The 26,201-nt window shown below is 43.3% G+C and carries 25 protein-coding genes; 16 read left to right on the top strand and 9 right to left on the bottom strand.

What is annotated here, in order from left to right:
• The first annotated feature begins 124 nt into the window (after positions 1 to 124).
• The 3 genes from AAJP47_RS07065 to mmsB all read left to right on the top strand — a co-directional run bounded on the left by AAJP47_RS07065 (position 125) and on the right by mmsB (position 3,352).
• The gene (locus AAJP47_RS07065; protein WP_346717206.1) at positions 125 to 907 is read left to right on the top strand and encodes an enoyl-CoA hydratase; all 783 of its coding nucleotides are present in this window, start codon (positions 125 to 127) and stop codon (positions 905 to 907) included.
• Positions 908 to 1,015: 108 nt separating this feature from the next.
• Entirely contained in the window at positions 1,016 to 2,278 is a 1,263-nt protein-coding gene (locus tag AAJP47_RS07070) for an enoyl-CoA hydratase/isomerase family protein (protein WP_346717207.1), read from the top strand.
• A gap of 114 nt (positions 2,279 to 2,392) precedes the next feature.
• Positions 2,393 to 3,352, top strand: a complete 960-nt coding sequence (gene mmsB, locus AAJP47_RS07075) for a 3-hydroxyisobutyrate dehydrogenase (RefSeq protein WP_346717208.1) — start codon at positions 2,393 to 2,395, stop codon at positions 3,350 to 3,352.
• Positions 3,353 to 3,541: 189 nt separating this feature from the next.
• Here the strand turns inward: mmsB and AAJP47_RS07080 are convergent, their stop codons facing one another.
• Complete coding sequence (locus AAJP47_RS07080) at positions 3,542 to 4,300, bottom strand: IclR family transcriptional regulator (RefSeq protein WP_346717209.1); 759 nt, start codon at positions 4,298 to 4,300, stop codon at positions 3,542 to 3,544.
• A gap of 582 nt (positions 4,301 to 4,882) precedes the next feature.
• On the opposite strand from AAJP47_RS07080, the gene AAJP47_RS07085 reads away from it, so the two are divergent.
• Positions 4,883 to 5,725, top strand: coding sequence for a hypothetical protein (locus AAJP47_RS07085; protein ID WP_346717210.1), 843 nt, complete (start codon positions 4,883 to 4,885; stop codon positions 5,723 to 5,725).
• A gap of 129 nt (positions 5,726 to 5,854) precedes the next feature.
• On the opposite strand, the gene AAJP47_RS07090 is transcribed toward AAJP47_RS07085, so the two are convergent.
• A complete protein-coding gene (locus AAJP47_RS07090; protein WP_346717211.1) occupies positions 5,855 to 6,382 on the bottom strand; it encodes a 4'-phosphopantetheinyl transferase family protein in 528 nt (175 codons plus the stop codon).
• A 170-nt stretch (positions 6,383 to 6,552) separates the two neighbouring features.
• On the opposite strand from AAJP47_RS07090, the gene AAJP47_RS07095 reads away from it, so the two are divergent.
• A complete protein-coding gene (locus AAJP47_RS07095; protein ID WP_346717212.1) occupies positions 6,553 to 6,678 on the top strand; it encodes a hypothetical protein in 126 nt (41 codons plus the stop codon).
• 88 nt (positions 6,679 to 6,766) lie between these two features.
• Here AAJP47_RS07095 and pal read toward each other — a convergent pair whose 3' ends face one another.
• Positions 6,767 to 7,285 carry a peptidoglycan-associated lipoprotein Pal gene (gene pal, locus AAJP47_RS07100; RefSeq protein WP_346717213.1) on the bottom strand — a complete coding sequence of 173 codons (519 nt, stop codon included), beginning with the start codon at positions 7,283 to 7,285 and terminating at the stop codon, positions 6,767 to 6,769.
• A gap of 152 nt (positions 7,286 to 7,437) precedes the next feature.
• Positions 7,438 to 8,073, bottom strand: coding sequence for a DUF6231 family protein (locus AAJP47_RS07105; protein ID WP_346717214.1), 636 nt, complete (start codon positions 8,071 to 8,073; stop codon positions 7,438 to 7,440).
• A 430-nt stretch (positions 8,074 to 8,503) separates the two neighbouring features.
• On the opposite strand from AAJP47_RS07105, the gene pepN reads away from it, so the two are divergent.
• A complete protein-coding gene (pepN, locus tag AAJP47_RS07110; RefSeq protein WP_346717460.1) occupies positions 8,504 to 11,104 on the top strand; it encodes an aminopeptidase N in 2,601 nt (866 codons plus the stop codon).
• Positions 11,105 to 11,376: 272 nt separating this feature from the next.
• On the opposite strand, the gene AAJP47_RS07115 is transcribed toward pepN, so the two are convergent.
• Entirely contained in the window at positions 11,377 to 12,459 is a 1,083-nt protein-coding gene (locus AAJP47_RS07115; protein ID WP_346717215.1) for a 3-deoxy-7-phosphoheptulonate synthase, read from the bottom strand.
• Positions 12,460 to 13,022: 563 nt separating this feature from the next.
• On the opposite strand from AAJP47_RS07115, the gene lpxB reads away from it, so the two are divergent.
• From lpxB to AAJP47_RS07130, 3 genes are all read left to right on the top strand, one after another.
• Positions 13,023 to 14,375: a lipid-A-disaccharide synthase gene (gene lpxB, locus AAJP47_RS07120; protein ID WP_346717216.1), complete on the top strand. Its 1,353-nt coding sequence runs from the start codon at positions 13,023 to 13,025 to the stop codon at positions 14,373 to 14,375.
• A gap of 55 nt (positions 14,376 to 14,430) precedes the next feature.
• The gene (rnhB, locus tag AAJP47_RS07125) at positions 14,431 to 15,318 is read left to right on the top strand and encodes a ribonuclease HII (protein WP_346717217.1); all 888 of its coding nucleotides are present in this window, start codon (positions 14,431 to 14,433) and stop codon (positions 15,316 to 15,318) included.
• 226 nt (positions 15,319 to 15,544) lie between these two features.
• On the top strand, positions 15,545 to 16,732 hold the full coding sequence (locus AAJP47_RS07130) for a CAP domain-containing protein (RefSeq protein ID WP_346717218.1): 1,188 nt from the start codon (positions 15,545 to 15,547) through the stop codon (positions 16,730 to 16,732).
• Between the two features lie 40 nt (positions 16,733 to 16,772).
• Here AAJP47_RS07130 and AAJP47_RS07135 read toward each other — a convergent pair whose 3' ends face one another.
• Positions 16,773 to 17,438 carry a DUF924 family protein gene (locus tag AAJP47_RS07135; protein WP_346717219.1) on the bottom strand — a complete coding sequence of 222 codons (666 nt, stop codon included), beginning with the start codon at positions 17,436 to 17,438 and terminating at the stop codon, positions 16,773 to 16,775.
• Positions 17,439 to 17,527: 89 nt separating this feature from the next.
• Between AAJP47_RS07135 and AAJP47_RS07140 the strand changes: the two genes are divergently transcribed.
• Together AAJP47_RS07140 and AAJP47_RS07145 are read left to right on the top strand one after the other, a co-directional pair.
• Positions 17,528 to 18,820 (top strand): carboxynorspermidine decarboxylase, encoded by a 1,293-nt coding sequence (locus tag AAJP47_RS07140; RefSeq protein WP_346717220.1) that lies wholly within the window; start codon positions 17,528 to 17,530, stop codon positions 18,818 to 18,820.
• 236 nt (positions 18,821 to 19,056) lie between these two features.
• Positions 19,057 to 20,331, top strand: coding sequence for a saccharopine dehydrogenase family protein (locus AAJP47_RS07145; RefSeq protein WP_346717221.1), 1,275 nt, complete (start codon positions 19,057 to 19,059; stop codon positions 20,329 to 20,331).
• A gap of 160 nt (positions 20,332 to 20,491) precedes the next feature.
• Here the strand turns inward: AAJP47_RS07145 and AAJP47_RS07150 are convergent, their stop codons facing one another.
• Complete coding sequence (locus tag AAJP47_RS07150; protein ID WP_346717222.1) at positions 20,492 to 21,055, bottom strand: biotin transporter BioY; 564 nt, start codon at positions 21,053 to 21,055, stop codon at positions 20,492 to 20,494.
• A 113-nt stretch (positions 21,056 to 21,168) separates the two neighbouring features.
• On the opposite strand from AAJP47_RS07150, the gene AAJP47_RS07155 reads away from it, so the two are divergent.
• Entirely contained in the window at positions 21,169 to 21,978 is an 810-nt protein-coding gene (locus tag AAJP47_RS07155) for a BPL-N domain-containing protein (protein WP_346717223.1), read from the top strand.
• Positions 21,979 to 22,130: 152 nt separating this feature from the next.
• On the opposite strand, the gene htpX is transcribed toward AAJP47_RS07155, so the two are convergent.
• Complete coding sequence (gene htpX, locus AAJP47_RS07160; protein WP_346717224.1) at positions 22,131 to 23,045, bottom strand: protease HtpX; 915 nt, start codon at positions 23,043 to 23,045, stop codon at positions 22,131 to 22,133.
• 242 nt (positions 23,046 to 23,287) lie between these two features.
• Between htpX and AAJP47_RS07165 the strand changes: the two genes are divergently transcribed.
• Positions 23,288 to 24,100 (top strand): PhzF family phenazine biosynthesis protein, encoded by an 813-nt coding sequence (locus AAJP47_RS07165; RefSeq protein ID WP_346717225.1) that lies wholly within the window; start codon positions 23,288 to 23,290, stop codon positions 24,098 to 24,100.
• A gap of 6 nt (positions 24,101 to 24,106) precedes the next feature.
• Positions 24,107 to 24,439 carry a YnfA family protein gene (locus AAJP47_RS07170; protein WP_346717226.1) on the top strand — a complete coding sequence of 111 codons (333 nt, stop codon included), beginning with the start codon at positions 24,107 to 24,109 and terminating at the stop codon, positions 24,437 to 24,439.
• Positions 24,440 to 24,526: 87 nt separating this feature from the next.
• Here AAJP47_RS07170 and AAJP47_RS07175 read toward each other — a convergent pair whose 3' ends face one another.
• Positions 24,527 to 24,649, bottom strand: a complete 123-nt coding sequence (locus AAJP47_RS07175; protein WP_021815223.1) for a hypothetical protein — start codon at positions 24,647 to 24,649, stop codon at positions 24,527 to 24,529.
• Positions 24,650 to 25,040: 391 nt separating this feature from the next.
• Here AAJP47_RS07175 and AAJP47_RS07180 point away from each other — a divergent pair, with 391 nt between their 5' ends.
• Both AAJP47_RS07180 and tsaE read left to right on the top strand, forming a co-directional pair.
• Positions 25,041 to 25,643 carry a 6-pyruvoyl trahydropterin synthase family protein gene (locus AAJP47_RS07180; RefSeq protein ID WP_346717227.1) on the top strand — a complete coding sequence of 201 codons (603 nt, stop codon included), beginning with the start codon at positions 25,041 to 25,043 and terminating at the stop codon, positions 25,641 to 25,643.
• Complete coding sequence (gene tsaE / locus AAJP47_RS07185) at positions 25,636 to 26,169, top strand: tRNA (adenosine(37)-N6)-threonylcarbamoyltransferase complex ATPase subunit type 1 TsaE (protein ID WP_346717228.1); 534 nt, start codon at positions 25,636 to 25,638, stop codon at positions 26,167 to 26,169. The genes AAJP47_RS07180 and tsaE overlap by 8 nt, the downstream gene beginning before the upstream one ends.
• Positions 26,170 to 26,201 lie beyond the last annotated feature (32 nt).

Genomic DNA, 26,201 nt, shown 5'->3' on the forward strand with positions numbered 1-26,201 from the left:
TGCTCCACTGAGATGAATTTTCCTCGCTGGCGGTTCGCAGACGGGACAGGTGATTTGTAAAATTCATCCCAGTAGAACCGTACTCTTTATAATAAATAAAACCATGTCAAAACAAGGATGTTTTATGACGGATTATACCAACCTTAAACTATCAATCGATGGTCATACAGCCACTGTCACTTTGAACAATCCACCTGCGCATACATGGACGATGGAGAGTTTGCCAGCGCTTAAGCAACTGGTTGATGATCTGAATGCAAAAAAGGATGTTTATGCCTTAATCATTCATGGTGATGGCGAGAAGTTCTTTTCAGCGGGCGCAGATCTCAATAATTTTGCAGAAGGTAATAAGGGTCAGGCAATCAGTATGGCCATTGCTTTTGGTGAGGCTTTTGCAGCCTTGTCTGCGTATCGCGGTGTTAGTATCGCGGTTATCAACGGTTATGCCATGGGCGGCGGGCTTGAGTGTGCGCTGGCATGTGATATTCGGATTGCAGAAGAACATGCGCAGATGGCATTACCAGAGACAGGGGTTGGGTTGCTTCCTTGTGCGGGTGGCACACAAAATCTGCCTTGGCTCGTTGGCGAAGGCTGGGCAAAGCGTATGATACTATGCGGCGAGCGTATCGATGCCGAGACAGCATTACGTATTGGTTTGGTTGAAGAAATGACCGCCAAAGGTGAAGGTCTGGTAGCGGCACAAGCGTTGGCACAAAAAGTTGCTAAGCAATCGCCAGTTGCAGTGAGCGCTTCTAAAACCCTTATTCAAGCAGCCAGAAACACACCACCTGCGCAGAACCTGATCCATGAGCGTGAGGCCTTTGTTAAATTATTTGATACCCAAGATCAACGTGAAGGCGTGCAAGCATTCTTAGAGAAGCGTAAACCCACTTGGCAAAACAAATAAGCAAAATAAATAAGCAGAATAAAAAATAAGTAAGCAGAATAAACAGTATCAGGCTCAACCAGCATACGTTTTTTAACTTTGTAAGTTATTTTTAGGATAAAAGTAGATATGACAGAGATAAACAGGAAGGATGAGGCGAATAAGAAAACAGCGGTCGAACAACAAGCGCCCGTATTATTCGACACTGAACCCACAGAATGCGGTCATCTGATCGGAATCATGACATTAAACATGCCAAGCTCCTTAAATGCTTTAAGTGTTGAGATGTGCCAATTATTATCTGAGCAATTAGAGCAGTGGCAACAGGATGACCAAGTAGTTGCCCTAATATTGAAAGGGGCAGGCGATAAGGCGTTTTGTGCCGGTGGCGATATCCGCAGATTATATGACAGCATGTCTAACAGTGCGCCATTGCCGAATCCTTATGCAACAGAGTTTTTCAGTCATGAATATCGTTTATATCGACAAATGCATTTTTATTCCAAACCATTAATATTATGGGGCGATGGCATCATTATGGGCGGCGGCATGGGATTGATGGCAGGTTGTAGTCATCGTCTGGTTACCGAGCGTACGCGTTTTGCGATGCCTGAAGTGACCATTGGTTTGTTTCCTGATGCTTCAGGTAGCTGGTTTTTACAACGTATGCCCGCCAAAACAGGTTTGTTTTTGGGCCTGACTGGTGCGATGTGCAGTGGTAGTGATGCACTATTGACCAATTTGGCAGAATATGCGGTGGCCAGTAGTGATTATGACGCCATTATTCAGCGCTTAAAACAGAGCAATTGGCAACCAGCAGTCGGCGCGGGTCACATCGATAAATATGACAATAATAGTGCGCACAGTATTGCTAGTCGTGCGCTTGCTGCACAACCCGCCATAGATTTGCCGGATAGTAAGCTGGCTGCCTATTGGCGTCCCATTCAACAGCTAATGAACAAGGGTGGTTTGGCTGAGATTGATGCATTGTTACGAAGCGATGAGGCGCTCGCACAGCTGGATGCAGATTTTGCGGAAGATAGCTGGACACAGCGCGCGGTGGCAACGTACCGTCATGGCTGCCCAGTGACGGTAGCGTTGACGTATGCGCTTTATCAGAAAGTGACTGATTTGTCGCTTGAGCAAGTACTGTATTTAGAGACCAATGTGGCCGTACACTGTGCCGCCAATCCGGATTTCAAAGAAGGAGTAAGGGCGCTACTAATTGATAAAGACCGTAGTCCGCAGTGGTCACGCTCACTAGCCGATTGTTTGAATGCAGAAGGACACGCTTATATTCAGCAGCATTTTGACAACCCTTATCCCAAAGGTGATCATCCTTTAGAGGGTTGGTTGAGTGATAAAGCGCTAGGCAATCAGATAGTAAGTTAATACGTGGGCTTACTAGTCTTAGAGAATTATCCGATTTAAGCCACGTACAAAAACTGGAAGACTATATATCATATATAGCACGGTCTACATAAACAATCATCAAGGAGTGATGAGATGAGTACACAAGATAATAGTCAAACAAACCAAAGCACTAGTAAGCCAAATACAACCTTACCAAACATTGCCTTTATCGGACTGGGTAATATGGGCGCACCGATGGCGGAGAATTTATTGAAGGCAGGATATTCTCTGTCTGTCTATGACTTATCTGAAGCCGCAACCAAGCGCCTGCAGCAATCAGGAGCCAGCGTTGCTGATAGTCCTAAAGATGCCATACGCCACGCACAAGTTGTTATTAGTATGCTGCCGGCTGGCAAACATGTTCATTCTGTTTACTTGGGCGAAAACGGGGAGGATGGCTTGCTCTCAGAGTTACCTAAAGGCACGCTGGTCATCGATAGCAGTACGATAGCCGCCGCCGATGCTGTTACAGTGGCAAACGCGGCAAGTAAGCTTGGCTTAGAATTCTTAGATGCACCAGTCTCCGGCGGGACGGGTGGCGCAATCGCTGGGAGTTTAACCTTTATCGTTGGTGGCAGTAATAATGCCTTTGCCAAAGCTGAGCCGATACTCGCTGTCATGGGCAAAAACATTTTTCATGCTGGTGACCACGGTGCAGGACAAGTTGCAAAAATCTGCAACAATATGCTGCTGGGCATTCTCATGACAGGAACGGCAGAAGCGATCAATTTGGGTGTAAAAAACGGTTTAGACCCCAAAGTATTATCGGATATTATGCTACAAAGCTCAGGGCGCAATTGGACTCTAGAGGTCTACAATCCTTATCCGCAAGTCATGGAAAATGTGCCGTCTAGTAATGGCTACCAAGGCGGATTTATGAGTAAATTGATGCAAAAAGACTTGCACCTTGCGCTACAAACCGCTCAGGATACGCATGTCGAAACACCAATGGGTGCTAAAGCGACAGAGCTTTATGACGACCATGCCATAGAAAACGGCGATAAGGACTTTTCTAGCATCATGGGTCGTCACGATCATTCGGTACTGTCTTAGTATTCGTCTAGTCAGTTACTTGAGAGCCATCTATTCGCTAGGACATTATCGCTTTATATTGAGATAAAAAGTGTGTGTGAGATAACGCACTTAAAATATAAAGCAAAATATAAAGAATAAGAAGGCAAAAACAACAAAAGGTCTGTACGGATACGCCGTGCAGACCTTTTGTTGTTTATACTGGTATTTTTAACTTTGTAAATCGTATACAAGGGCTTGGATATCTTGCGCAGCTTTTTGCAAACGTGGCACATGAATCAGTAGCTCTTCTAACGACACTCGTATGGTCGGCGCGTGAATATAGAGTGACGCCAAATAGCGCGATTTTTTGTCTAATATAGGCACAGCGACCGCTACCATCTCAGAAATAAATTCTTCATTGTCTATTCCAATACCAGTCTTAGCGATACGATCAAGTTCAACATTTAACGCATCGATATCAGTGATGGTGTTCTTAGTGAACTTGTCGAGTGGTAAGCCTTGTAGAATTTTATTGCGACTGATGACAGACAGTTGGCTCAAATACAACTTACCCGTTGCCGTACACCACATGGGGGATTTTGCACCGACTGGTAAGTAGATTTGTAGCGGCAAGGTCGTTTGTGCTCGGTTGGTATAAATCATATGCATATGATGAGGAACCCCAATACCGCAGGTTTCTTTAACCTCGTCCACCAGCTTTTGCAAAATCATTTGGCGCTCATTAAAGAATAGTCGTTGCTGCCAAAGCTCTACACTTAGGTTTCGTACCCGCTTACCAGGAACGATGCCACCACCCATATCGACCATCAAAAACCCTTCATCAACCAAGTTTTGAATCAGCCTATGGATGGTTGGCTTAGGAATATCTAGATTTTGCGATAGCTCAAGTGGCGAGAGCGGTTGAGACGCATAAGATACCGCTTCTATAATCTCTAGCACACGGGTAATCGACGAAACTTTAGGCATATAGATGGCTCAATAATGGTAAAAAGAATAAAACATAGAACACTGCGACGCTTTCGTAATCAAAACAAACCGTCATAAAGTTAATCTTTTACTTCGCATAGTTTATTACTTGATGATGTTATGTGTACATATGGCTAATACTATTATATATCAACAATTGCTATACGTACTTACGTCATTAAAATTTTGTATACAAGTAATAATGGATACGTTAACTCACAAACTACAACAAACTGTATTATTAAGATATACAACTATTACTGAGTTGATTCCTAAAGTAGGTCATTATAATGACATATTTTGTAATACCCTTACATGAACATTAAGGGCTCAGGATTCATGTTTCGCCTTTTAAGTTACTTTAAGAGTATTCTGTAACAGAAAGTCGAAGTTTTACAGATTGGTGTAGTAATTATTACAATACCTATGCAATCTTTACACAACGGCAAATAAAAAGCGCGTCTATAGGGGTGACTTTTTGAGCCAAAATTGTTTTAATCTGCTCAACAAAATGATTGATTTAAAAAAAGCTAAATAATCATTTTTTATGGGCGATTTATTCCACACTTTAGGAGAGTACTTATGAAATTTATTAAATTAACAGCTATTTCTGCTGCCGTTTTGGCATCAACTGCTGCTTTGGCTGCTGAACCTGTTGTTGTCGTTGATGGTAACGATGCAGTTGTATATGAAGCAGAGCCTGTGGCAATGGGCTACGAAGCACAACAACCTGATGCTTACGCTTATAACGCTGATGCAGGCATCGTAAGCAACACAGCGGGTGCTGTTGTTGGTGGTACTAAGACTTTCTTCCAAACCGCTATTAACCCAGCATCTGTTAGTGCTGAAGTTGGTACTCTAGGTTACGGCGCTAACGTTGCTTGGGCAATGAACGAAAAAACTGAATTGCAAGCTGGTTGGGCAGGTGGCGATTCAGCTGACCTATTCGGCGGTGACTTTGATGCAGACGACATAAACTATGATGTTGATGCAGATTTTAGCAACCCGTATGTAGGCGTTCAGTACCGTCCTGCTGCTAACTGGTTCACAATGGGCGCTGGTGTTATCATTCCTGATAACGATATCGATGTACGTGCTAACGCCAATGATAGCAACTACAGAATTGATGATGTTGATTATGATGCAGATGAAGTTGGTACTCTAGAAGGTAACTTGGAGCACCGTAATAAATTAGCGCCTTATGCTACTATTGGTTTCCGTCCTAACATCACTAATAACTGGGGTGTATTTGGCGAACTAGGTGCAGCATATATGGGTAAAACGGATGCTACCGTACGTGCTGTTAACGGTACTGATACTGATACTGGTGCTAGTGCAGCCGCTGCTGCTGAACAAGAGCTAGAAGATAAAGATTACCTAGAGTGGTTCCCAATCGTTAAAATTGGTGCTACTTACCGTTTCTAATCTAACGACAGTTTAAATACTGTTATTAGATAAAGAACCAAAGTGTGAAAAACGACCCTTTTTAGGGTCGTTTTTTTTGGCTGAAATAAAGTAATTGTCTTCTTTTACGGTGCATAACGTAGTGATTATCTAAAAAACAACCACAGTTTGTTGGTCAGACAAAACGGTTATACGATAGTGCGACTTGGGATCAGAGATGATAGTTGGAGAAAGTGGCGCTTCTATGCTGCTAACTAAATCGGCAATAAGATAAGCGTAATCAATACCCAAGCCTTGCGCCAACGTATATTGATGGATTTTGATAAAACTCTCTTTTATCTGCCACAGTAATGTGGCAATCAGATCGCGTTGAGTGTTTGGTAGAGTACATATGGCTGCTAATTCATTATTTGAATAAAAACGCTTTGCTACCTTCCACACAACATTGTTACTTTCTATATCAATACCTGCAGGACGGTGGCCACTAATCACCACGGCTACCTCACTACTCATTAACTTATTAATTGTCTGAGCAGCATGTTTACTCACGCTATTCTTCTTATGGGCGCTTGTATGACTAAAACATACATAGTATCCACTATTGATAAGGCGATAGGGGAATGCTGACTCATTTAACGTATCAATGATTGTTAATTGATTAAGTAATTGTTTAAGCAACGATCGAACACCTTGGCGTTGCAATTGACGTTGTCTATGAGCGATTTGACGTATTGATAGAGGCAAAGGCGAGCAGTAGTGTTGCCAAATAAGTGAATTAAGCGCTAGAGGTAGCTCATTAGAATTTAACAACGCTGACGCTGTTCTATTTAAAACCTTGGAATGTGGGAATGATAATTCATTTACTTGCGCGCTGGCGCACCATGTCGTGGGACTTAGCTGAGTATAGCGAATATGAGTTAGGTTTAAGATTGGCATTATTGATGACATCGATGACGATTCATTATTTTAGCTGAGTAAAACGTAAAAAGCCCAGCAATAAAGTATCGTTGGGCTTTTATAAATCAGATAAGGCTTGGCGAGCTATTGCTGGTATGCTTTGTCTTAGTAAGACAATTCAGCGCGGCGATTTTGTGCATACGCTTCTTCAGTATTACCATTAGCAGCTGGACGCTCTTCACCGTAGCTAATCACACGGACGTTATTTACAGCGACGCCTTGAGCAGCAAGGTAGTTACGTGCTGCTTGAGCACGGCGCTCGCCCAATGCGACGTTATATTCGCGGCTACCACGCTCATCGGTGTGACCAGCGATCACAACCCCAGCATTTGGGTTTGAGCTGAGTAAGCTTGCATGTTGGTTAAGAACATTGGCCGCTTGAGCAGTGATTTCGCTGCTGTCAAACGCAAAATAGACAACCGCTTGCAGATTTTCTGCACCAGAGATGACTGTGCTTGCATTGTCAACAACAACCGCACCCGTATAACCTGCTTGGCCGCCTGGAATTCCTAATGGAGCGACGACAACTTCAGAGGTAGAACGCTTAGTAGCACAACCTGTGGTTAGGGCAACAGCACTTGATAATACAGCGAGAACGGCGATCTTAGAAAAACTAGTCGACATAATGAGCTCCTAAAATTTTAATTAAATTTGTTTTTTTTGAACTGCTTACGATAAAACTTAGGCAATTGCTATCTATAATATACTAAATGTTACTTTATGTAAGTAGTATTACTGTAAATAATGCTAGAACTTACAAATAGATATGGCCTATATCACCAGCGATTTTTATCCCAGTTTTCAGGGTTCGCCCAATAATCCGCATTGAGCCAATTGGGTAGTTTTTTATAGTCGTACAAATTAAACTGCCATAGTTTGGCTGGTGTTGCTGATGAATAAGATGAATCTGCTTGTTCAACTTGAATGTTGTTATTAATGTCTAGAGACTGCTCATTTAATATATCAAACGGGGTAAAACCATAAGCATTTAGATCGATACTGTTATCAAGTGCAATCAGTAGATGAGCTGCATAAAGGTCACGGTAGCGCATAATTAACGGGATATAATGCTGGAGGAGCTCAGAGGACAATGTCGGTAGCCAAAAGCAGGCCAGTGCGTAACGCTTAGTTGTCTGCTGTTGATTCAGTTCCAATACCGTAGATATCTGCGATTTTTGCGCGTCGTCTGTTGCTGTACGATTGTCTTGATTATTCATGTGGCTTTTTAGCGCTGATGTTAATGCCGAATGGGTATTTTTATCCTGTACTGCCCATAGTAGCTCCTTACTATGCTGCGACTGATTAGGTGCTGCGGTGTTATTTTGTATGGCGAGCGACGGCATAAGCGCATCAACATACTCGATCAGTAGGGGGAGCGTAATATCTGAGTGGGTGGCAGAGTGCTTTGTCATATAAAAGACCGTTTATTAAAGGTGAATCGTCAGTATGACCATTAAATCATTTTAATCGCCATTATCCAATGAACAGCGTATGCTAATTATTTTGTTGCTTTTCAAAATAGTGAGAGAGTGACGTTAAATTAAAGGCTTATCAAAAACCACAGGGTTGTTAACATTTGGCTATTTTAAAGCAAACCCTTGAAATTTGAGGTTTTAGGTCAATCTAACCATCAGTTTAGTGAGAGTAAACCATTGCAAATTCGTGCTACTATTTGCTTCTTTACTACTATTTGGTTCATTAAAGGGATGATGTCTCGGTATGGTTGGCGAACACCATATCATCATCCATCTAATTGTCTTATGACCCGTCTATCTCTTATAAATAATAATAGGAATTCATATGTCTATTGCTGAAACCGATACACAAATTATCAATCCAGATATGCCTGATGTACCGCCGCATGCGCCTAGTAAAATTAACTTAAAAGACTATAAAAAGCCAAGCTTCGATGTAGAAACCGTCGATTTAGACATCAAATTGTTTGAAGAGCACGCGCAGGTAGACAGTACGTTAACGATGGTGCGTCAAACCACAGGCGATCTGGTACTGTTTGGCGAAGACTTAGAACTGCTAACAATTACAATGAATGGCAAACCATTGATGCCCAAAGATTATCAGCAGGCGTCAGGTACGTTGACGGTCTTTGACGCGCCTGACGAGGTCAAGCTTGCGATTCAAGTGCGCATCTGTCCGCAGACCAATACAGCGCTTGAAGGGTTTTATAAAGCTGGAAGTGGAACTGATACGATGTTTGTCACTCAGTGTGAGCCAGAAGGCTTTCGTAAGATTACTTTTTATCCCGACCGTCCAGATGTGTTGGCTATTTTTACCACCCGTCTTGAGGCAGATAAGCGCTATGCGACGCTACTGGCCAATGGTAACTTGGTCGAAGCAGGGGATGTGACTGATGAGCCAAACCGTCATTATGCTATTTGGCATGATCCAACCAATAAACCAAGCTATCTGTTCGCCTGTGTGGTTGCTGATTTAGACGTGCTAACAGATGCTTATACCACGAGCGAAGGTCGAGAAGTCACGCTTGAGCTGTATGCCAAATCTGCTGATATTGATAAATGCGATGTTGGTATGCAAGCGCTAAAAGATGCCATGAAGTGGGATGAGGTCAACTATGGCCGCGCTTATGATTTGGATCGTTACATGATCGTTGCGGTCAGTCAGTTCAATATGGGCGCGATGGAAAACAAAGGGCTGAATATTTTTAATACCGCTTGCGTATTATCCAGTCCTGAAACCACAACCGATGCGCGTAGCTTTAGTGTTAAAGCCATTATTGCTCACGAATATTTCCATAACTGGACGGGCAATCGCATTACTTGCCGTGATTGGTTCCAGTTGTGTTTGAAGGAAGGCTTTACGGTGTATCGCGATCAGTCGTTTTCCGCAGATCAGCAGTCAAGCGCCGTACAGCGTATCGATGATGTCGCCACCTTGCGTGCGCATCAGTTTAGTGAAGATGCCGGGCCACTGGCGCATCCTGTACGTCCTGAGAGCTTTGTTGAGATTAATAATTTTTATACGACGACTGTTTATGAAAAAGGTGCAGAAATCGTACGCATGATTGCCAATACGCTTGGGCCTGATGATTTCCGCAAAGGAACAGATGAGTACTTCCGTCGTTATGATGGGCAAGCGGTCACGGTTGAGGACTTTTTATCGGCGCTTAGTATCACGGATGAGAAGATAGAGGATTTCATTGATTGGTATCGTCAGCCAGGTACGCCTGTGGTCTCAGGTCACCAAACTTATGATAGTGAGACAAAAACGCTTACCATTACCTTAAGTCAGAAAACCCGTCACGTGAGCGGTTTTGATGCACCAAAACCTTTACCAATTCCTGTAGCGACAGCATTGTTTGATAAAGACACAGGTAGCATTATCGCTGAGCGTATGTTGCTGCTGGATCAGGCAACGCAAACCTTTGTTTTTGAAGCGGTGGTGAGCGAGCCTGTGGTGTCGTTGCTGCGTGATTTTAGTGCGCCTGTACAGTTGAATTATGACTATCAGGACAAAGATTTGGCATTTTTGCTAACGCACGAAACCAATGGTTTTAATCGCTGGCAAGTAACGCAAATGCTGGTTAATCGTATTTTGCTGCAAGGTCAAGGCACAAAGAGCAGCCCTGACATATACTTGCAAGCGCTGGCGCAAACATTACCTGTGTTAGCCGCTGAAGATGCGATGTTGGCGGCGCGTTTGCTCGATATCCCGTCAGCGCAAGAATTGGCCTCTGCCATTCACAAAGACTATGATCCAGAATTGATCAAAGCGCAGCGTGAAGGTCTGTATCAACAAGTGGCAGAGATATTAAAAGATCAATGGACGACGCTTTATAAACAACTACCGATGCAGTCATATGAGGATAGTGCAGACGCTCGAGGCATACGTGCTTTACGCAATGTGGTACTCGACTTGGCCTTGACAGCCAAGGTGGAAGGGGCAATAGAGTGGGCACAGCAGCAGTATGACAAAGCCAGCTGTATGACTGAACGCTTTGGCGCGTTAAAAGCCATGGTCAACCACCAAGTTACAAACGCTGATGAGTATCTGGCCGATTTTTATAAACGCTTTCAAGCAAATGATTTGGTCATCGATTTATGGTTCAGTGTGCAAGCCTCTGCTGAGAGCGTGAATGCTGATCAGATACAAACATTGCTTGAGCATAAAGATTTCGATTGGAATACACCCAATCGCGTACGCTCAGTAGTGGGGGCATTTAGCGCGCAACCAACCGTATTGTGGACACAAGAAGGTCTCGATATTTATACCAGCGTGATTAAAAAGTTGGATGATAGCAATCCTGTACTGGCCTCACGCTTGCTGCAAGCATTAGCGCGTTGGAACACATTGGTTGAGCCACGACGTCAAATGGCTCATGACAGCTTGTTAGATTTACAGAAAAACGCCACTTCTAAGCACGTGCTTGAGAGTTTAAACAGTGTGTTAAATGCTGCAAATGGTTAACTTATAGTTATTCCCAAGGTGTAATCGGTTGAGTCAAATTTATTAATAACTACGTACGGCTGATATAAATTTTCTTTGCTTGCTGCTAAACAGAGGCTACAAAAAATTCATCCCAGCCGTACCGTATCAGTTTTAAAGTGTATCAACTGACGTCACTGCCTTTGTTAAGTACCAACAGTCAGTATAAAAAAGCCCGCCCGACAATCATATGTCAGGCGGGCTTTTTTATATATTAGTTATAGATATTACTTTATATAGCCAAGAGCAATTAATTAACGGTTAGGTAAAACGTCTTTTACCATGTCACGTAAACGATGCAGGGCCGTCACAGTGCTGTCCCAATCTAAACAGCCATCGGTGATAGATTTGCCATATTCGAGTGCATCCAAATCAGCGGTCAACTCTTGACGACCGCCTTTTAGGTGACTCTCGATCATCATACCAATAATGGATTTGTTGCCATTTTGGATTTGTTCTGCAACATTATTAATGACCATTGGCTGTAGGTAAGGGTCTTTGCCTGAGTTGGCATGGCTTGAGTCAATCATAATCTTGCTATTGGTTTTGCCTTTGGCTAGCTCATTTTCAGCTTGAGCAACCGCCGTTTCATCATAATTGGGTTTGCCGTTACCACCGCGAAGTACCACGTGGGCATACGGATTGCCTTTAGATTTGATGATAGAGACTTTGCCATCTGATGACAGACCTAGGAAGCTATGACCCGCTTTTACTGCTTGCATGGCGTTGACCGCAACCGTCATGCCGCCATCAGTACCGTTTTTGAAACCAACAGGACAAGACAAACCAGAACTCATTTCGCGGTGCGTTTGGCTCTCAGTGGTACGCGCGCCAATGGCTGACCAGCTAATCAAATCTTGCATGTATTGCGGCGTATTAGGGTCTAGTGCTTCAGTCGCACACGGCAAGCCTTTTTCATTTAAATCAAGCAATAGCTTACGCGCGGTACGCAGACCTTTTTCGATATCGAAGCTGTCGTTCATATCTGGGTCATTAATCATGCCTTTCCAACCAACCGTCGTACGCGGTTTTTCAAAATAAACGCGCATCACTACAAATACACTGTCTTCGATCTCTTTTGCCAATACGGCCAAGCGATCAGCATATTCATGAGCGGCTTTAATATCGTGGATAGAGCAGGGGCCAATGACCACAAACAGACGCTTATCTTTACCATCCAAGATGTCTTGAATAGTGTTGCGACCTTTTAGTACGGTGTCGTGCGCTTTTTCTGATAAAGGCAGCTCGGTTTTTAGTTCAGCGGGAGTGATCAAAGGAATGAACTTTTCAATATTCACGTCGTCAATATCTGCATTATGGGTAATTGATGTTGTCATGGTTATATATCATCTAGCTGATTTATAGGAATATTCATTATGCGGACAAAACGCTTGGTTGACAAGGGCAGTCGCGCAGTTAATTGACTGCTAACTGGAATGTGGAAACCAAAACTTAGTTATACCTGAGGGTTATTTAATCTTTAAAATAACAAATCGTCTGCAGTCATTATTCCAAAATTTTTACATATAGTTGATTCTAAATAAAACAGACACGTTATTTTATGGCGCGGAGCTAATGTAAATTTTTCTGGCTTGCTGTGCCTACACAGGCAAGGGCTACAAAAAATCCATATACGTCCCGCTGTATCGTTTTTATACCGAACTCACTATATTATGATGATATGTCAGCGTTTATTGGTAGATCATTTATCAAAGCACCGATGCGCGAGTTTCGCTATTTGTCCCATCGTCACGTATGATAGCCGCATAAAGGCTTTAATCTAAGCGCAATAAATGATGATGAGGCATATTTGGCTGAGCATCTTATCACTGATTGCGTGCATTATATTTTATAATGTCTATTTTGTATTACTTGTTATTTTGAATATTGAGAGCTTGTCATGAAAGATTCTGCTACGCCTGATAAAGATACCGACTTAACGGACCAGACAGCGACAAAGTATTTGCCTGACTCGCAAGCCAAGCCACAAGTCGAGACACAATTTGAGGCAAAGGCAGCGCCTCTTGTGATCGGTATCGTCGCAGGAGAAGTGTCGGGAGACAGTTTGGGTGCAGATTTTATGCAACAACTGAACAACCTGCGCGATGATATCGTTTGGGTAGGTGTGGGTGGTCCCAAGATGCAAGCGCAAGGGCTACAAAGCATTTTTCCGTTAGAGCGTTTGGCCGTGATGGGGCTGGTAGAGGTTATGTCTCAATTGCCTGATTTGCTCAAAGCGCGCCGTGAGCTATTAACGGCGTTCAAGGCGGCTGCTATTGATTGGTTTATTGGTATTGATGCGCCCGATTTTAATCTAAGAGTGTCTAAAAAGCTAAAGCCTCAAGGTATATTTTGCGTGCAATATGTCAGCCCCTCTATCTGGGCGTGGCGTGAGTCGCGGATTCATAACATCAAAGCGGCAACCGATCTGGTGTTGTGTTTATTCCCTTTTGAGTTGCCAGTCTATGAACGTCACAACCATCCAGCAATCTGTGTCGGTCATCCGCTACTTCGAACATTAGATCAAACGCTCATAGAGACGCCGATTAATCAGCGCCGTAGTGAGCTGGTCTGGCACAATGATGGCTTGCAGCAGTTTTTTATTGAGCGCTTCGACGATGTTAGCCAGCTTATTTGTGTCATGCCTGGGTCGAGACGCGGCGAAATTACCGCCATTTTACCCTTGATGCTAGATGGTATTCAAAAGCTCATACTATTGGATCCAAAGCTTTGTTTTATTATTCCGACCGTCGATCAAAATCATCAATATATTGTGCAAGAGGTTATTGATCAACGCTCAGAGCAGCTACGCTCTGCTATCGTTGTGGTCTATGATGACAGCCAGCCGACCTTTAGTCAGCAAGCGATGGCTGCATCAGATGTCGTTATGTTGGCGTCTGGTACGGCAACGCTTGAGGCCATGCTGCTTGAGCGACCAATGGTCGTGGTTTATCAACTAAATCAGATGACATATCAGATTGCCAAGCGGTTAGTCAAAGTACCCTATGTCGCCTTGCCCAATATTTTGGCAGGGACAGCGATTGTCCCTGAGCTTATCCAAGAGCAGGCGAGTGGGGATAACATTTGCCGTACGGTCATGCGTCTACTGCAACCTCGTGCTTATGCTGAGCAATTACGAGATCTTTTAGCGACTAAGCAAGCATTAGAGCAGCAGAGTAATCATGACCCTGCCAATAGCGTGATTGAACAGTGGTTTATGCAAAAGTTTATTCAAAGTCGCCATAAACCTTAAGTTATTATCGTTTCTCATTTATTTTAATTTAACAACCAAAAGATATCGTCATACCATGAGTAACCAGCACTTTGTAGAACACACTATTGCACCAATCGATACCTACGTTGAGCAAGTTGATATTCAAGGCCAATATATTCAGCTGGCCGCGCCTGTTCATTTATCTGGTCAATTAGATGCCACTGGGCTACTTGAGCAATCTTCAAGGAAGCCACAAACAGAATTAGAGCCGTCGATACTTCAGATTGGCGTTGATGAAGCGGGGCGTGGGCCACTATTAGGCAGTGTCACGGTTGCGGCTGCAATATTGCCCCAACATTGGTCAGGACTGATTGAGCATCAGCCGCTCAGTGGTACGCCATTATCCATACTGACAGACTCCAAACAACTGAGTGAAAAAAAGCGCGACCTTCTTTATCCTTTAGTGCAGCAATACGCGCTTGGTTATATTGTGGCTGACATACCAGCCGCCGTCATCGATCAAATCAATATATTGCAAGCGACGATGCTTGGCATGCGTTTATGTACAGAAGTACTGTTAGAGGCAGTGATTAGACATTTTGCGGCTGAAACAATCGTAATAGATGATACGGTAGCTCATCCGCGAATTCAGGTGTTATTCGATGGCAACCGTTGTCCTGAGCTGAACCATACAATGCTGGATAAAGTAGGGATCAAAAAAACAGCTATTGATTGCCAAGCTTGGGTCAAGGGAGATGCGCGTCATACCAGTATTGCCGCCGCCAGTGTATTGGCCAAGGTCAGCCGTGATAAAACCATGTATCTACTTGATACCGAGCATCCAGAATATGGTATCGCCAAGCATAAGGGTTATCCGACACGCGCTCATACGGAAGCTATCGAAATGCATGGTGTGCTGCCGACGCACAGACGTAGTTTTGCGCCCGTCAGAAAGGTAGTTGAGAATAAATTGAAGGGATAAGCATTAAAATGTTGTTACGAATTCCTATAAATAGCCTAAGCAAAGCGATATTGCTATTTAAAGTTCATTGTTAATAAGTGAATGTTTTTTATAGATAATTAGAGTATTTTTATGGAATATATTATACTTAATAATGGAATATCACATCATCGACTATTTTCTATATAGTAGGCGTGACGCTATATTACCCTTCATATATGTACGACTACTCTATAGGAAAAAAGTGATGCTTACTCTATCACAAAAAAACCTGGCTGCCATCCTTTGCTCAACCGTTCTATTAACCGCATGCGGTGGCGGCAGTGACTCTAATAGCGATGCTGATACTTCTGCGCCAAAACCGTTGCCACCCGTTATCGAGCCAAACGAGCAACCGAGTGATAACACGGGCGATCAGCCTGATAATTTAGTAGGCGCTAACGATACACAGGCCGCATTAATCGCCAATAATGCATTTAGTCTGGCAAGAACCAGTTGCGGCCTTGGTGGGCTTTCTGTCGATACAGCGCTAGATGATATTGCCATTCAACATGCCAATTATATTAGGCATGTTTTTGCCAAGAGCTCACCAACTGCATTTAATCCGCATTACGAAAATAAGATTGAAGACATCGCGGATGTTACCAGCACCAATAATCCCTTTTTTGGTGGGTTAGATTTTTCAGACCGCTTGCTAAATGCAAACTATACTAACGGGCGCTTTGGCGCGACTGAGAACATTGCACAGTCGACCTATTTTAATTCAGCGGGCAACCTGTTTAGCTCTGATGTGATGGCAAACTCAATGGCCAAGTCGTTGCTGTCTGCGCCTTACCATCTACGCTCATTGATGTTACCCAGCTCAAGCGTGACAGGTACAGGTATGGTTAGCTATACCCCTTATAACAAAGATGCTGCCACTAACAAAGGTTACATATTGGTCAATCATGCGGCAGGAACACAATCGAGCGCCAATAAAACAGTAGAAGGGGTATTTACTTATCCCTGTGAAGGCGTGACCGATACTATCACGGCGTTGTATAACGAGACGCCAGACCCAGTTAAACACACCGGTCGTGATTTGCGAGTGGATCCTATTGGTCAACCTATCTATGTCAACGTACCATCGGCTCAAACTATCAATATCAGTAATATCAAATTCCACGATATTCAACGTAATACCGATGTTCCGGTTGAATTGCTAGATTATCGTCAAGATCCATATGAAAAGACAGTGAATGCTTTGCCAGCAAATGAAGCGTTTATTTTGCCCATTACTGATAATTTAGAAAGCTGTACCATCAGTAGTAGAAGCGGTCAAAACTGCGGCTTGTATGGCAATAGCGACTATCGGGTTAGCTTTGATGTCCTAGTAGATAACAATGCAATAGAGCGTAAGAGCTTTACCTTTAAGACGGGTGCCGTCAATTATTAATAAACGGCACGTTTGAGAGCGGCTTATATTTTAGCCGATATCAGAATGACGAGTTAGGTTGCTGTAAAAAGGCTTCTTCTTTTTCTGTCGACTCGCGATCTAACACATCATTGCGATGTGGATAACGCTCAAATTGCGCGATAATGTCTTTGTGACGATGTTCGAAATCTAAGGTTTCAGCATCGTTTAGTTGTTTAAATAAAGGCAGATAACGTTCGTGAATCATCAACGATTCTGAATGCATAAATGGCATGATGATGAACTTACGCCATGCTGATGGCAGGGTGTCAAAATACGGCTGCTGTATGGCTTCTTGTGCTAAGACGATGGCCATATTGTCTTGCGCAAAAGCACAGGCTCGCCCGCGACATAGATTACGTGAAAACTGGTCTAATACAATGATTTCTGCCAAACGCCCAGCCAAAGACGTGACCGAGCTATTGCTGTCTTTCGCAGTCTCTGATAGCCGCCAAGTCACACACTCTCCTTTTTTTGCCGCTTGCCAAATTTTGCCAAACTTGTCTTCTATTTGCTGATCAAAATCATCGTTTTTTACAAACCAATATTGCTCATTATTTTTATCAAACCAAAAATCCAAGACCGCACGGGCATGAGGATCTAGGTGCTCTAGATTTATATTTTGGGTATCGAGTTGCGATAAATTGGCTTGGCTACGAGCGGTGGAATAATCGGTTGATAATGACATAAGATATTCTAATTATGATAAATTTAGTCTACTATAGCGCAAATATTTATATCTGTCATGATGCCCGTAGCGCTATTAGGTAACCTATTATGAATCCAAAAAACCCTGTAAAAACCACCAACGCTTCACTACCGCCCACACCTTATTATTTGCTTGATGAAGCCGCAATCGTTGCAAATATGCAGATTATTGCTCGGCTATGTGAACTATCAGGTGCCAAAGCTTTGCTTGCTTTAAAATGCTTTGCAACATGGGGTGTGTTCGATGTGATGCAGCCATATTTGCATGGTACCACCTCGTCATCGCTGAATGAAGTACGTTTGGGTTATGAGACTTTTGGTAACAATACTGGTAATAATGCTGGTAATAACAGCGAAGAAAATCGCGAGAATAAAAAAGAGACGCACGCGTATAGTGTGGCCTATAGCGCTGATGAAATCCCTGAAGTGCTGAGCTATGCTGATAAGATTATTTTTAATTCCATCTCACAGCTCAATGCCTTCAAAGATCAAGCGGCGGCAAAGAGCATTCCAGTTGGGTTGAGACTGAACCCTAAAACCAGTAATTCGTCGTTTATTATTGCTGATCCAGCGCGTCCTTTTAGCCGTCTTGGTGAGCACGATAAAGACAAAATTGCGGCAGTGCTTGCCGATATTACAGGCGTCATGATTCATAACAACTGCGAAAATGACAGCTTCGAAGCTTTTAGTGCGAGCTTGGCTGACATCGAGGCGCGATTTGGTGACGTGTTGCAGCAGCTTGAGTGGGTGAGTCTGGGCGGTGGTATTCACTTTATCGCACCTGACTATCCCCTAGAAAAATTGGCTGCAAGACTAAAAGCGTTTAGTGACACTTATGGCGTGCAAGTGTATCTTGAGCCAGGTGAGGCGAGCATTCATGATGCTGGCTCGTTGGTCACGACTGTGCTTGATACCATGCACAATGAAAAAAACCTTGCTGTCGTTGACGCCTCGATCGAAGCACATATGCTTGATTTGCTCATTTACCGCGAATCAGCACCGATTGCTGCGATTAATGACAAGTCTATTGATATCGCGCCTGTTATGTCTGCTAGCAATGACTCATCTGTGAAAGAGAGAGCGACTACCAAAACAAAGGGTCGAGCAGAGGAGCAAGCAGAAAATACCATTATCTATGGTCGCTCCTGTCTGGCTGGAGATATCTTTGGCGAGTATGAACTAGCAGACAATCTGCAAGTGGGAGATAGAGTGACCTTTGGTAATGCGGCAGGCTACACCATGGTGAAAAAGAATTGGTTTAATGGCGTCAACATGCCAGCGATTGTCATTCGTCGTCTAGACGGCAGTATTGAGGTACAACGCGAGTTTGACTATCAAGACTATAAAGCCAGTTTGTCTTAGTTTTAGTCCTAGAATCTTTGAGATAAAAAACTATTGGTTATCTTATCAATTAATTATTGCCGAAAGGCAGTTAAAAATTGCTATAATCGCCACGGGCAAAATAAGCCATATTTTGCCCGACGGGTGCGTGGGTTTTCCTCGGTCTTCCTTTTTAATTCACGCATATCATTCACTCGTTTCTGTTTTGCATAGCCACCATTGATGGTATCGACAGGGACACAAAGGAGGATTGTTCATTGAACACAAACCAACAAGACAAACCTAACAAAAAAAATGTACTCATCATCGGAGCAGGCGGCGTGGCCCAAGTGGTTGCGCATAAATGTGCGATGCATAATGATGTGCTGGGCGAGATTCATATCGCCTCGCGTACTTTAGATAAATGTAATGCTATCGCCCAAAGCGTGGTAGAAAAAGACAGTTTTAAAGCGCCTGCGGTATTGCATACGCATCAAGTCGATGCCATGGATACCCAAGCCTTAATCACACTGATTCAAGAAACAGGTGTACAGATCATCATTAATGTCGGCTCGGCCTTTATTAATATGACAGTACTGGAAGCCTGCATTGAGACGGGTGTCGCCTATATCGATACCGCTATTCATGAAGACCCACGCAAGATTTGCGAGACACCGCCATGGTATAACAACTATGAATGGCAACGTCGCGACCGCTGTGCCGCCAATAATGTTACCGCCATCTTGGGCGCGGGATTTGATCCCGGAATGGTCAATGCCTATGCGCGTCTCGGCTATGACATGATGGACAAAGGATCGGTCACTGATATTGATATTATCGATATCAACGCAGGCAGCCATGGCAAGTATTTTGCCACCAACTTCGATCCTGAGATCAACTTCCGTGAATTTACGGGTACGGTTTACTCATGGCAAGACAGCAAGTGGCAGTCTAATAAGATGTTTGAAGTAAAGCGTACTGATGATTTGCCAGTTGTTGGTGTACAAAACAGCTATTTGAGCGGTCATGATGAAGTGCATTCATTGTCTGCTAACTTGGATGTGCCGAACATCCGCTTTTGGATGGGTTTTGGTGAGCACTATATTAACGTCTTTACGGTTCTGCAAAATCTAGGTCTGTTGTCTGAGCAGCCTGTGATGACCGCCGAAGGTCAAGAAGTGGTGCCATTAAAGGTGGTAAAAGCAGTACTACCAGACCCAAGCTCGCTTGCACCGAACTATACGGGTCAAACGTGTATTGGTGACAAGGTTAAGGGCAAGATCAACGGCGTCGAGACCGAAGTATTTATCTATAATGTTTCAGATCACAAAGACGCTTATAATGAAGTGGGTAGTCAAGGTATCTCTTATACCGCAGGCGTGCCACCTGTCGCAGCTGCCATGCTGGTTGCAACGGGCGAGTGGGATGCAGGCAAAATGGTCAATGTCGAAGAGCTCGATGCCAAGCCATTTATCAATCTGTTGAATACGATTGGTTTACCGACTCGAATCAAGGATAGTGAAGGCGACAGAGCATTATCGTTTGCTATCTAACAGGCAATAGAGATTAAATAAGAGCGACTTATTAGTGCATTCAGTCTTAATATTTTGATTGCTGATCGATAAAGGACTGAACTCTGTATCACACAGGGTTCAGTCCTTTTTTTGAGTCTTACTATCTAGTAATATAATAGCCTTATTGTCTTGCTTTAGATTATAGCTTGGAGAAAAAGTTATGCGTGGGTACGACCAACGCTGCTGCTAATACGGCTTTGATGATGCCACCAATAATGAATGGATACAAACCAAATTGTAAAACCGTGCCTTCAGGTACAAAAAATGATAAATGGATCAGACCAAAGACAAAAGTAGCCGCCGTCGCAATCAACGCAACTACTGTGCTCATAAAATAACTTTTCAATATGCCTTTGTCACTGAAGTAACCCAAGATAGCTACGGTGGCAATGAACCCATACAAATAACCACCACTAGGGCCAAAGAATGCGGCCAGCCCTGCAGAGCCTGTGGCAAAAACAGGAAGACCAATCGCGCCTTGGAATAAATACAAAAGTACGGCTGAGATACCGGCCTTTCTACCTAACGACAGACCAACCACTGTAACCGCAAGGGTTTGCCCTGTGATAGGAACTGGAAACATGGGTACTGAAATCTGTGCAAATAAAGCAATCATCAAAGAGCCGAAGATGACTTTAATAAAAAAAGCGGCCTGTTCGTGAGTGATAAACCACTGTTTTGTTGACGTTAATACGGTTGCCATAAGTGTTCCTTACTTATTGATTTATAGTGTACGACTGTATACTAGGATTTAAAGTATACTATTGCTCACCCGGTTTCAACTTTTATTTTCATGCTAATAGGAATATCAATTCTATGACAAATACAATCACCGTTTGGGTGTATGACGATGAAGGCACAAGCGAGTTGAGCGTAAAGTCTGCATTGGCCACTGCCCAAACGAAACTGTCGGGGGCCTATACTATAGAGGTATGTAGCATCTCTAGCAAAGACATTCTTAGCAATATATTTGATGATAATATACTTGATGGCAATACAAAAAATAGAGGTGTCTTAATTATTCCGGGCGGCGCCGATTTGCCTTACTGTCAAAAATTAAACGGGCTTGGTAATGACATTATTCGCAGGTTTGTCAGTCGCGGTAATATCTATATTGGGATTTGTGCAGGTGGTTATTATGGTGCTCGCGACATTGAATTCTCAGGTGAAGGCTACGAGATTCACGGCGATCGCGAGTTGGCTTTTTTCCCAGGAACAGCAATTGGTAGCATACAATCATTAACCAATGAGCAGTTGTATGATGAGAAAGTTGGTTCTAAGGCTATCACAACATTAAACTACGCAGACGGACAACAGGACGATGTCTACTATCATGGCGGTGCATATTTTTTGGCTGATAAAGATGCTGTCTTTAATACATTAGCCACCTACTACAATGGCAAAAATGCCGTGGTTAGCGGTCATGTTGGCAAAGGGCAGTATCTGCTATCGGGTGTGCATTTCGAGCTGTGCCCGATCATTTATGAGAAATATGCAGTCGCACAAGCAAAGGCGTCTGATCTGGAAAAAGAAACACAGTTATTAGCAGCCATTCGTCATGAGCACTATGGCGTGCTTATTTACAAACAAATTGAGCGTATGATGGATGAGACGTTTGATATTTAGATGTGGTTAGATTTCACTATAGTTAGCAAATTTGATTCAATATCTGATTCAATAAAAAAGCCCATCTATGATAGACAGGCTTTTCTGGATTGAGACGAAATACCATACTCTAAAAAGTATTTAACCTATTGTGGTTTAGGCCACGCTTTCTACTATGCTTGATTGGGATTGTACTTACGCAATGCTTCAATTCGATCATCAAGCGTGGGATGTGAGCGGAAAAAGTTGGCGATACTAAAGCCAGTAGATTGTCCGGTTGAGATAGTAAAAGCTTTCATGTTCTCAGGCATTTGATCGGGACGTTGCTCAGCAGGACGCAAAGCATTCAATGCACTGATCATTTTTTCGCGGCTGGCAAGCTTAGCGCCCATTTCATCGGCACGAAATTCGCGCAAGCGTGAGAACCACATCACGATGGCCGACGCCAAGAAACCGAGCAGAATATCCATCGCGATACTGGTCACAAAGTAACCGATTCCCGGCGCGTCGCTTTCATTTTTAAAGACGGTACGATCAACGAAGTTACCAATAATACGGGCAAAGAACATGACAAAGGCGTTCACGACCCCTTGAATAAGCGCCAACGTGACCATGTCGCCGTTTGCTACGTGACCAATCTCATGCGCCAATACAGCTTCCACTTCATCGGCTGTCATGTTTTGTAGTAAGCCAGAAGACACGGCAACCAGCGCTTTGTTTTTATTCCAGCCAGTGGCAAAGGCATTTGGCTGTGAGTTATTAAAAATGCCTACTTCCGGCATGTCAATGTTTACGGCTCGCGCTTGTTTGGCAACGGTGTCCATCAGCCATTGTTCACTAGCATTTTTTGGGGTATCGATGACAACTGTTCCCGTTGATCGTTTGGCCATCCACTTTGAAATAAATAACGATACCATTGAGCCAATCATGCCGTATAGCCCGCACATGATGGCAAGGCTAGTGTAGTTGAGCCCGCCTGCGCTGTGGACGCCGCCAATCCCAAAGACTCTGGACAAAATACCAAAGACGATACTAAATACCACAATCACTGCTAAGTTGGTTAATAAAAATAATCCAATACGCATCATTACGCTAATTTCCTAATGAGAAATTTAAGTGCAACCTTAAGACAAACTTTCTTGATAGGTTGTTATGTATAACTTTATTTTATGTAAATGGCGTTATTTTGATAAATAACAATACTACTATCGGTTTAGATTAAGCTGTATTCTCAAAAAATACACAGACCAGCAAACGTTTATTAAAGATGCTAAAGTACTGCCGATAGTGAACGATATCACCATATAAATTATTAGAACGAGAACTGGCTATGCAACTAGAAATAAACGTCATCGATGCCTTTACCGATACGGTGTTTAAAGGTAACGCGGCTGCGGTCATTATAACGGATGATTGGTTGACTGAGGATTTAATGCAATCGATTGCCTTTGAGAACAATTTGTCTGAGACAGCATTTATCGTGGCTGATGATGAAGGGCTTTATCACATACGCTGGTTTTCACCTTTTACTGAGATTGCATTTTGTGGGCATGCGACCTTGGCCTCCGCTTTTGTTTTATTTAAAAAGAATCCTACAGTAGAGACTATTCAGTTTTCAGCCAAAGCCGTTGGCGTTTTAACGATAACGCAAACTGATACAGGCAAGATTCAAATGGATTTTCCCAATAGAATGCCTGAAAGAATTGATAATATCCCTGAGGCATTATCAGCGGGTCTCTCTATCGCACCTACGGCGGTGTATTGCAATGAACAGGCTTATTTCGTCGTTTATAACTCAGAATCTGATGTGCTAACTGTCGATCGTGATAATGAGAAATTGAAGGAGCTAGCGCCTCGGGACGTGGTTGTCACTTGCCAGCCTGAGTCGAAAGATTATAATCAATATGATTTTATATCCCGATACTTCTGGCCAGCGAACGGCGGTGACGAAGATCCAGTAACTGGCTCTGTGCATACGGGACTTGCGCCTTTTTGGGCACAGCGTTTGGGTAAAAATGAATTGTGTGCTTATCAAGCATCAAGCCGAGGCGGCGTGCTGGATTGTGTTGTTGTAGGGAACAGAGTGCTGATTTCTGGTAATGCCGTACAATATATGACAGGTTTTATCACGGTTGAAGGATAACAGGTTTTGACAGAATTAAAGACAGTAGGACTCTTTGCCCTGACTGCCCTTGCAGAGATTGTGGGATGTTATTTACCTTACCTATGGCTACGAGAAGGTAAGTCCATTTGGTTGCTGGTTCCGGCAGTGTGCAGTTTAGCCGCCTTTGTTTGGTTGCTGACTTTGCATCCTACTGCGGTCGGACGTGTTTATGCCGCTTATGGCGGGGTGTATGTCGTTATGGCAATTTTATGGCTATGGACGGTTGATGGTATCAGACCTACCACATGGGATATATTGGGTTCTGCGGTTGCGCTATGTGGCATGGCAATTATTATGTTTGCGCCGCGCAGTGCTTAATGCAAAAAACGCTTGGCGTAAAAGTTATTTAACTTAAAAAAGCCAATCAAACCATGGGGTTCAATTGGCTTTTTGAGACATACGATATTAGTGTTTGCCTAAGATACTACCATTGTCATCTTTCTTCGCTTGTTTGGCCGCTTTTTTCTCTTTTGCCGTTAATAGCGGTTTCTTTTTAACATTCTTCTTACTGTCTTGACCTTTACTCATCGCTTTTTCCTCTTGGAGTCGGGTAGGTTGCCTTATAAGTAAAATCCATTAGATTTGAAGACACACGCTACCCGTGACGTAGACACTGCGTACTTCATTGAGTATAAGCTTAAGAGTGAGTAATAGATAGCGTGCGCACAATTCACCTACGATGCCACTTTATTGATTCCGCTTTAGGCCACTGAGCTTCAATCCGATTGTTCTTACACACGCCATGTTGAGATGGGTCATACCGATCTTATTATATTGTCGATTCGTTCAATTAATAGGAGTATTCATAAGTGCTTACTTACGGATACATAGCGATTTGCTATAATGAGCCACAAGCCGATAAATAGAAGCGGCAACTTTTTATTTAGCACGACGATACTTACTGTTTTGGTTGATTATTATGCGTATCCGTAAACTTTTTAAATTTGAAAACGCTCACATTGTTCGTAACTGTAGCTCTGAGCGCTGCAAACATTCCATCCACGGCCACAGCTATCAGATTGAATTGATTCTTGAAGCAAAACGCTTAGACCATGGGCAAATGGTTTATGATTTTGGCTTATTAAAGTCCTCGATTAAAGACATTATTGACAGTTTCGATCATGCTATTTGTTTTTGGAGTAAAGACGATCCTGAATATATCGCCGCTTGCAAAAAGTTCAGTGCGCGTTGGATCAGTTTGCCAGTCTCACCCTCGGCTGAGCAGTTCTCCCGAGTGATTTTCTTTTGGGCGCAAGAGATCCTGCAACAAACCCAAATGCAAAATGGCGAGACGGATGTCAGCGTTTATTCGGTCATTGCCCACGAAACCGCCACGGGTTATGCGCAGTGCTTTGCTGACGATGTCGCCAATGATCAAATGGGCAAGCTGGTTCTAGAAGAGTTTGAATTTAGTGACCAAGTTCGCGCTGAATGGCATGACGCTGATCTGTATGCCAAATTGATTCGCGGTGAGAGTTTTGTCAATCCATCTGTCACGATGCAGGTTCAGACCGATGCATAGTGATCAAACTGAAACGAACACAAACGATCAGTATGTGCAAACCTTGACGCTACACTCTGAAGCCGACACACAAGCATTGGCCAAGCAGTTGGCGTCTTTGTCATTGACAGGCAGTGTTTGGCTGGCAGGAGATTTGGGGGCAGGCAAAACCACATTGACCCGCTATTGGTTACAGGCATTAGGGCATAAGGGAGCAGTCAAGAGTCCGACTTATACCTTGGTTGAGCCTTATCGTATTGAGCAAGAGAATGGGATAATCAAACCTGTCTATCATGCGGATTTATATCGCTTACAAGATCCGGAGGAGCTGTCATTTATCGGATTCGATGAATATCTAGATGAGCCAGAGGCGCTGGTAATTATTGAATGGGCCAGTCGAGCTGACAGTTACCTACCGCCGCCAACTTTGTTTATTGATATGACGCAAAGTAATGACCATGAAGGTAAAGAAGATCGTCTGGTTGAGCTACGATTGTCGAAGGCAGGTCAAGCACAAGGGTTCGATCTATCAGCTCTCACTATCTAACTTTCCCTGCACATAATTCATTACTCAAAAAA

The sequence above is a fragment of the Psychrobacter halotolerans genome (assembly GCF_039680845.1).
Lineage (GTDB): Bacteria > Pseudomonadota > Gammaproteobacteria > Pseudomonadales > Moraxellaceae > Psychrobacter.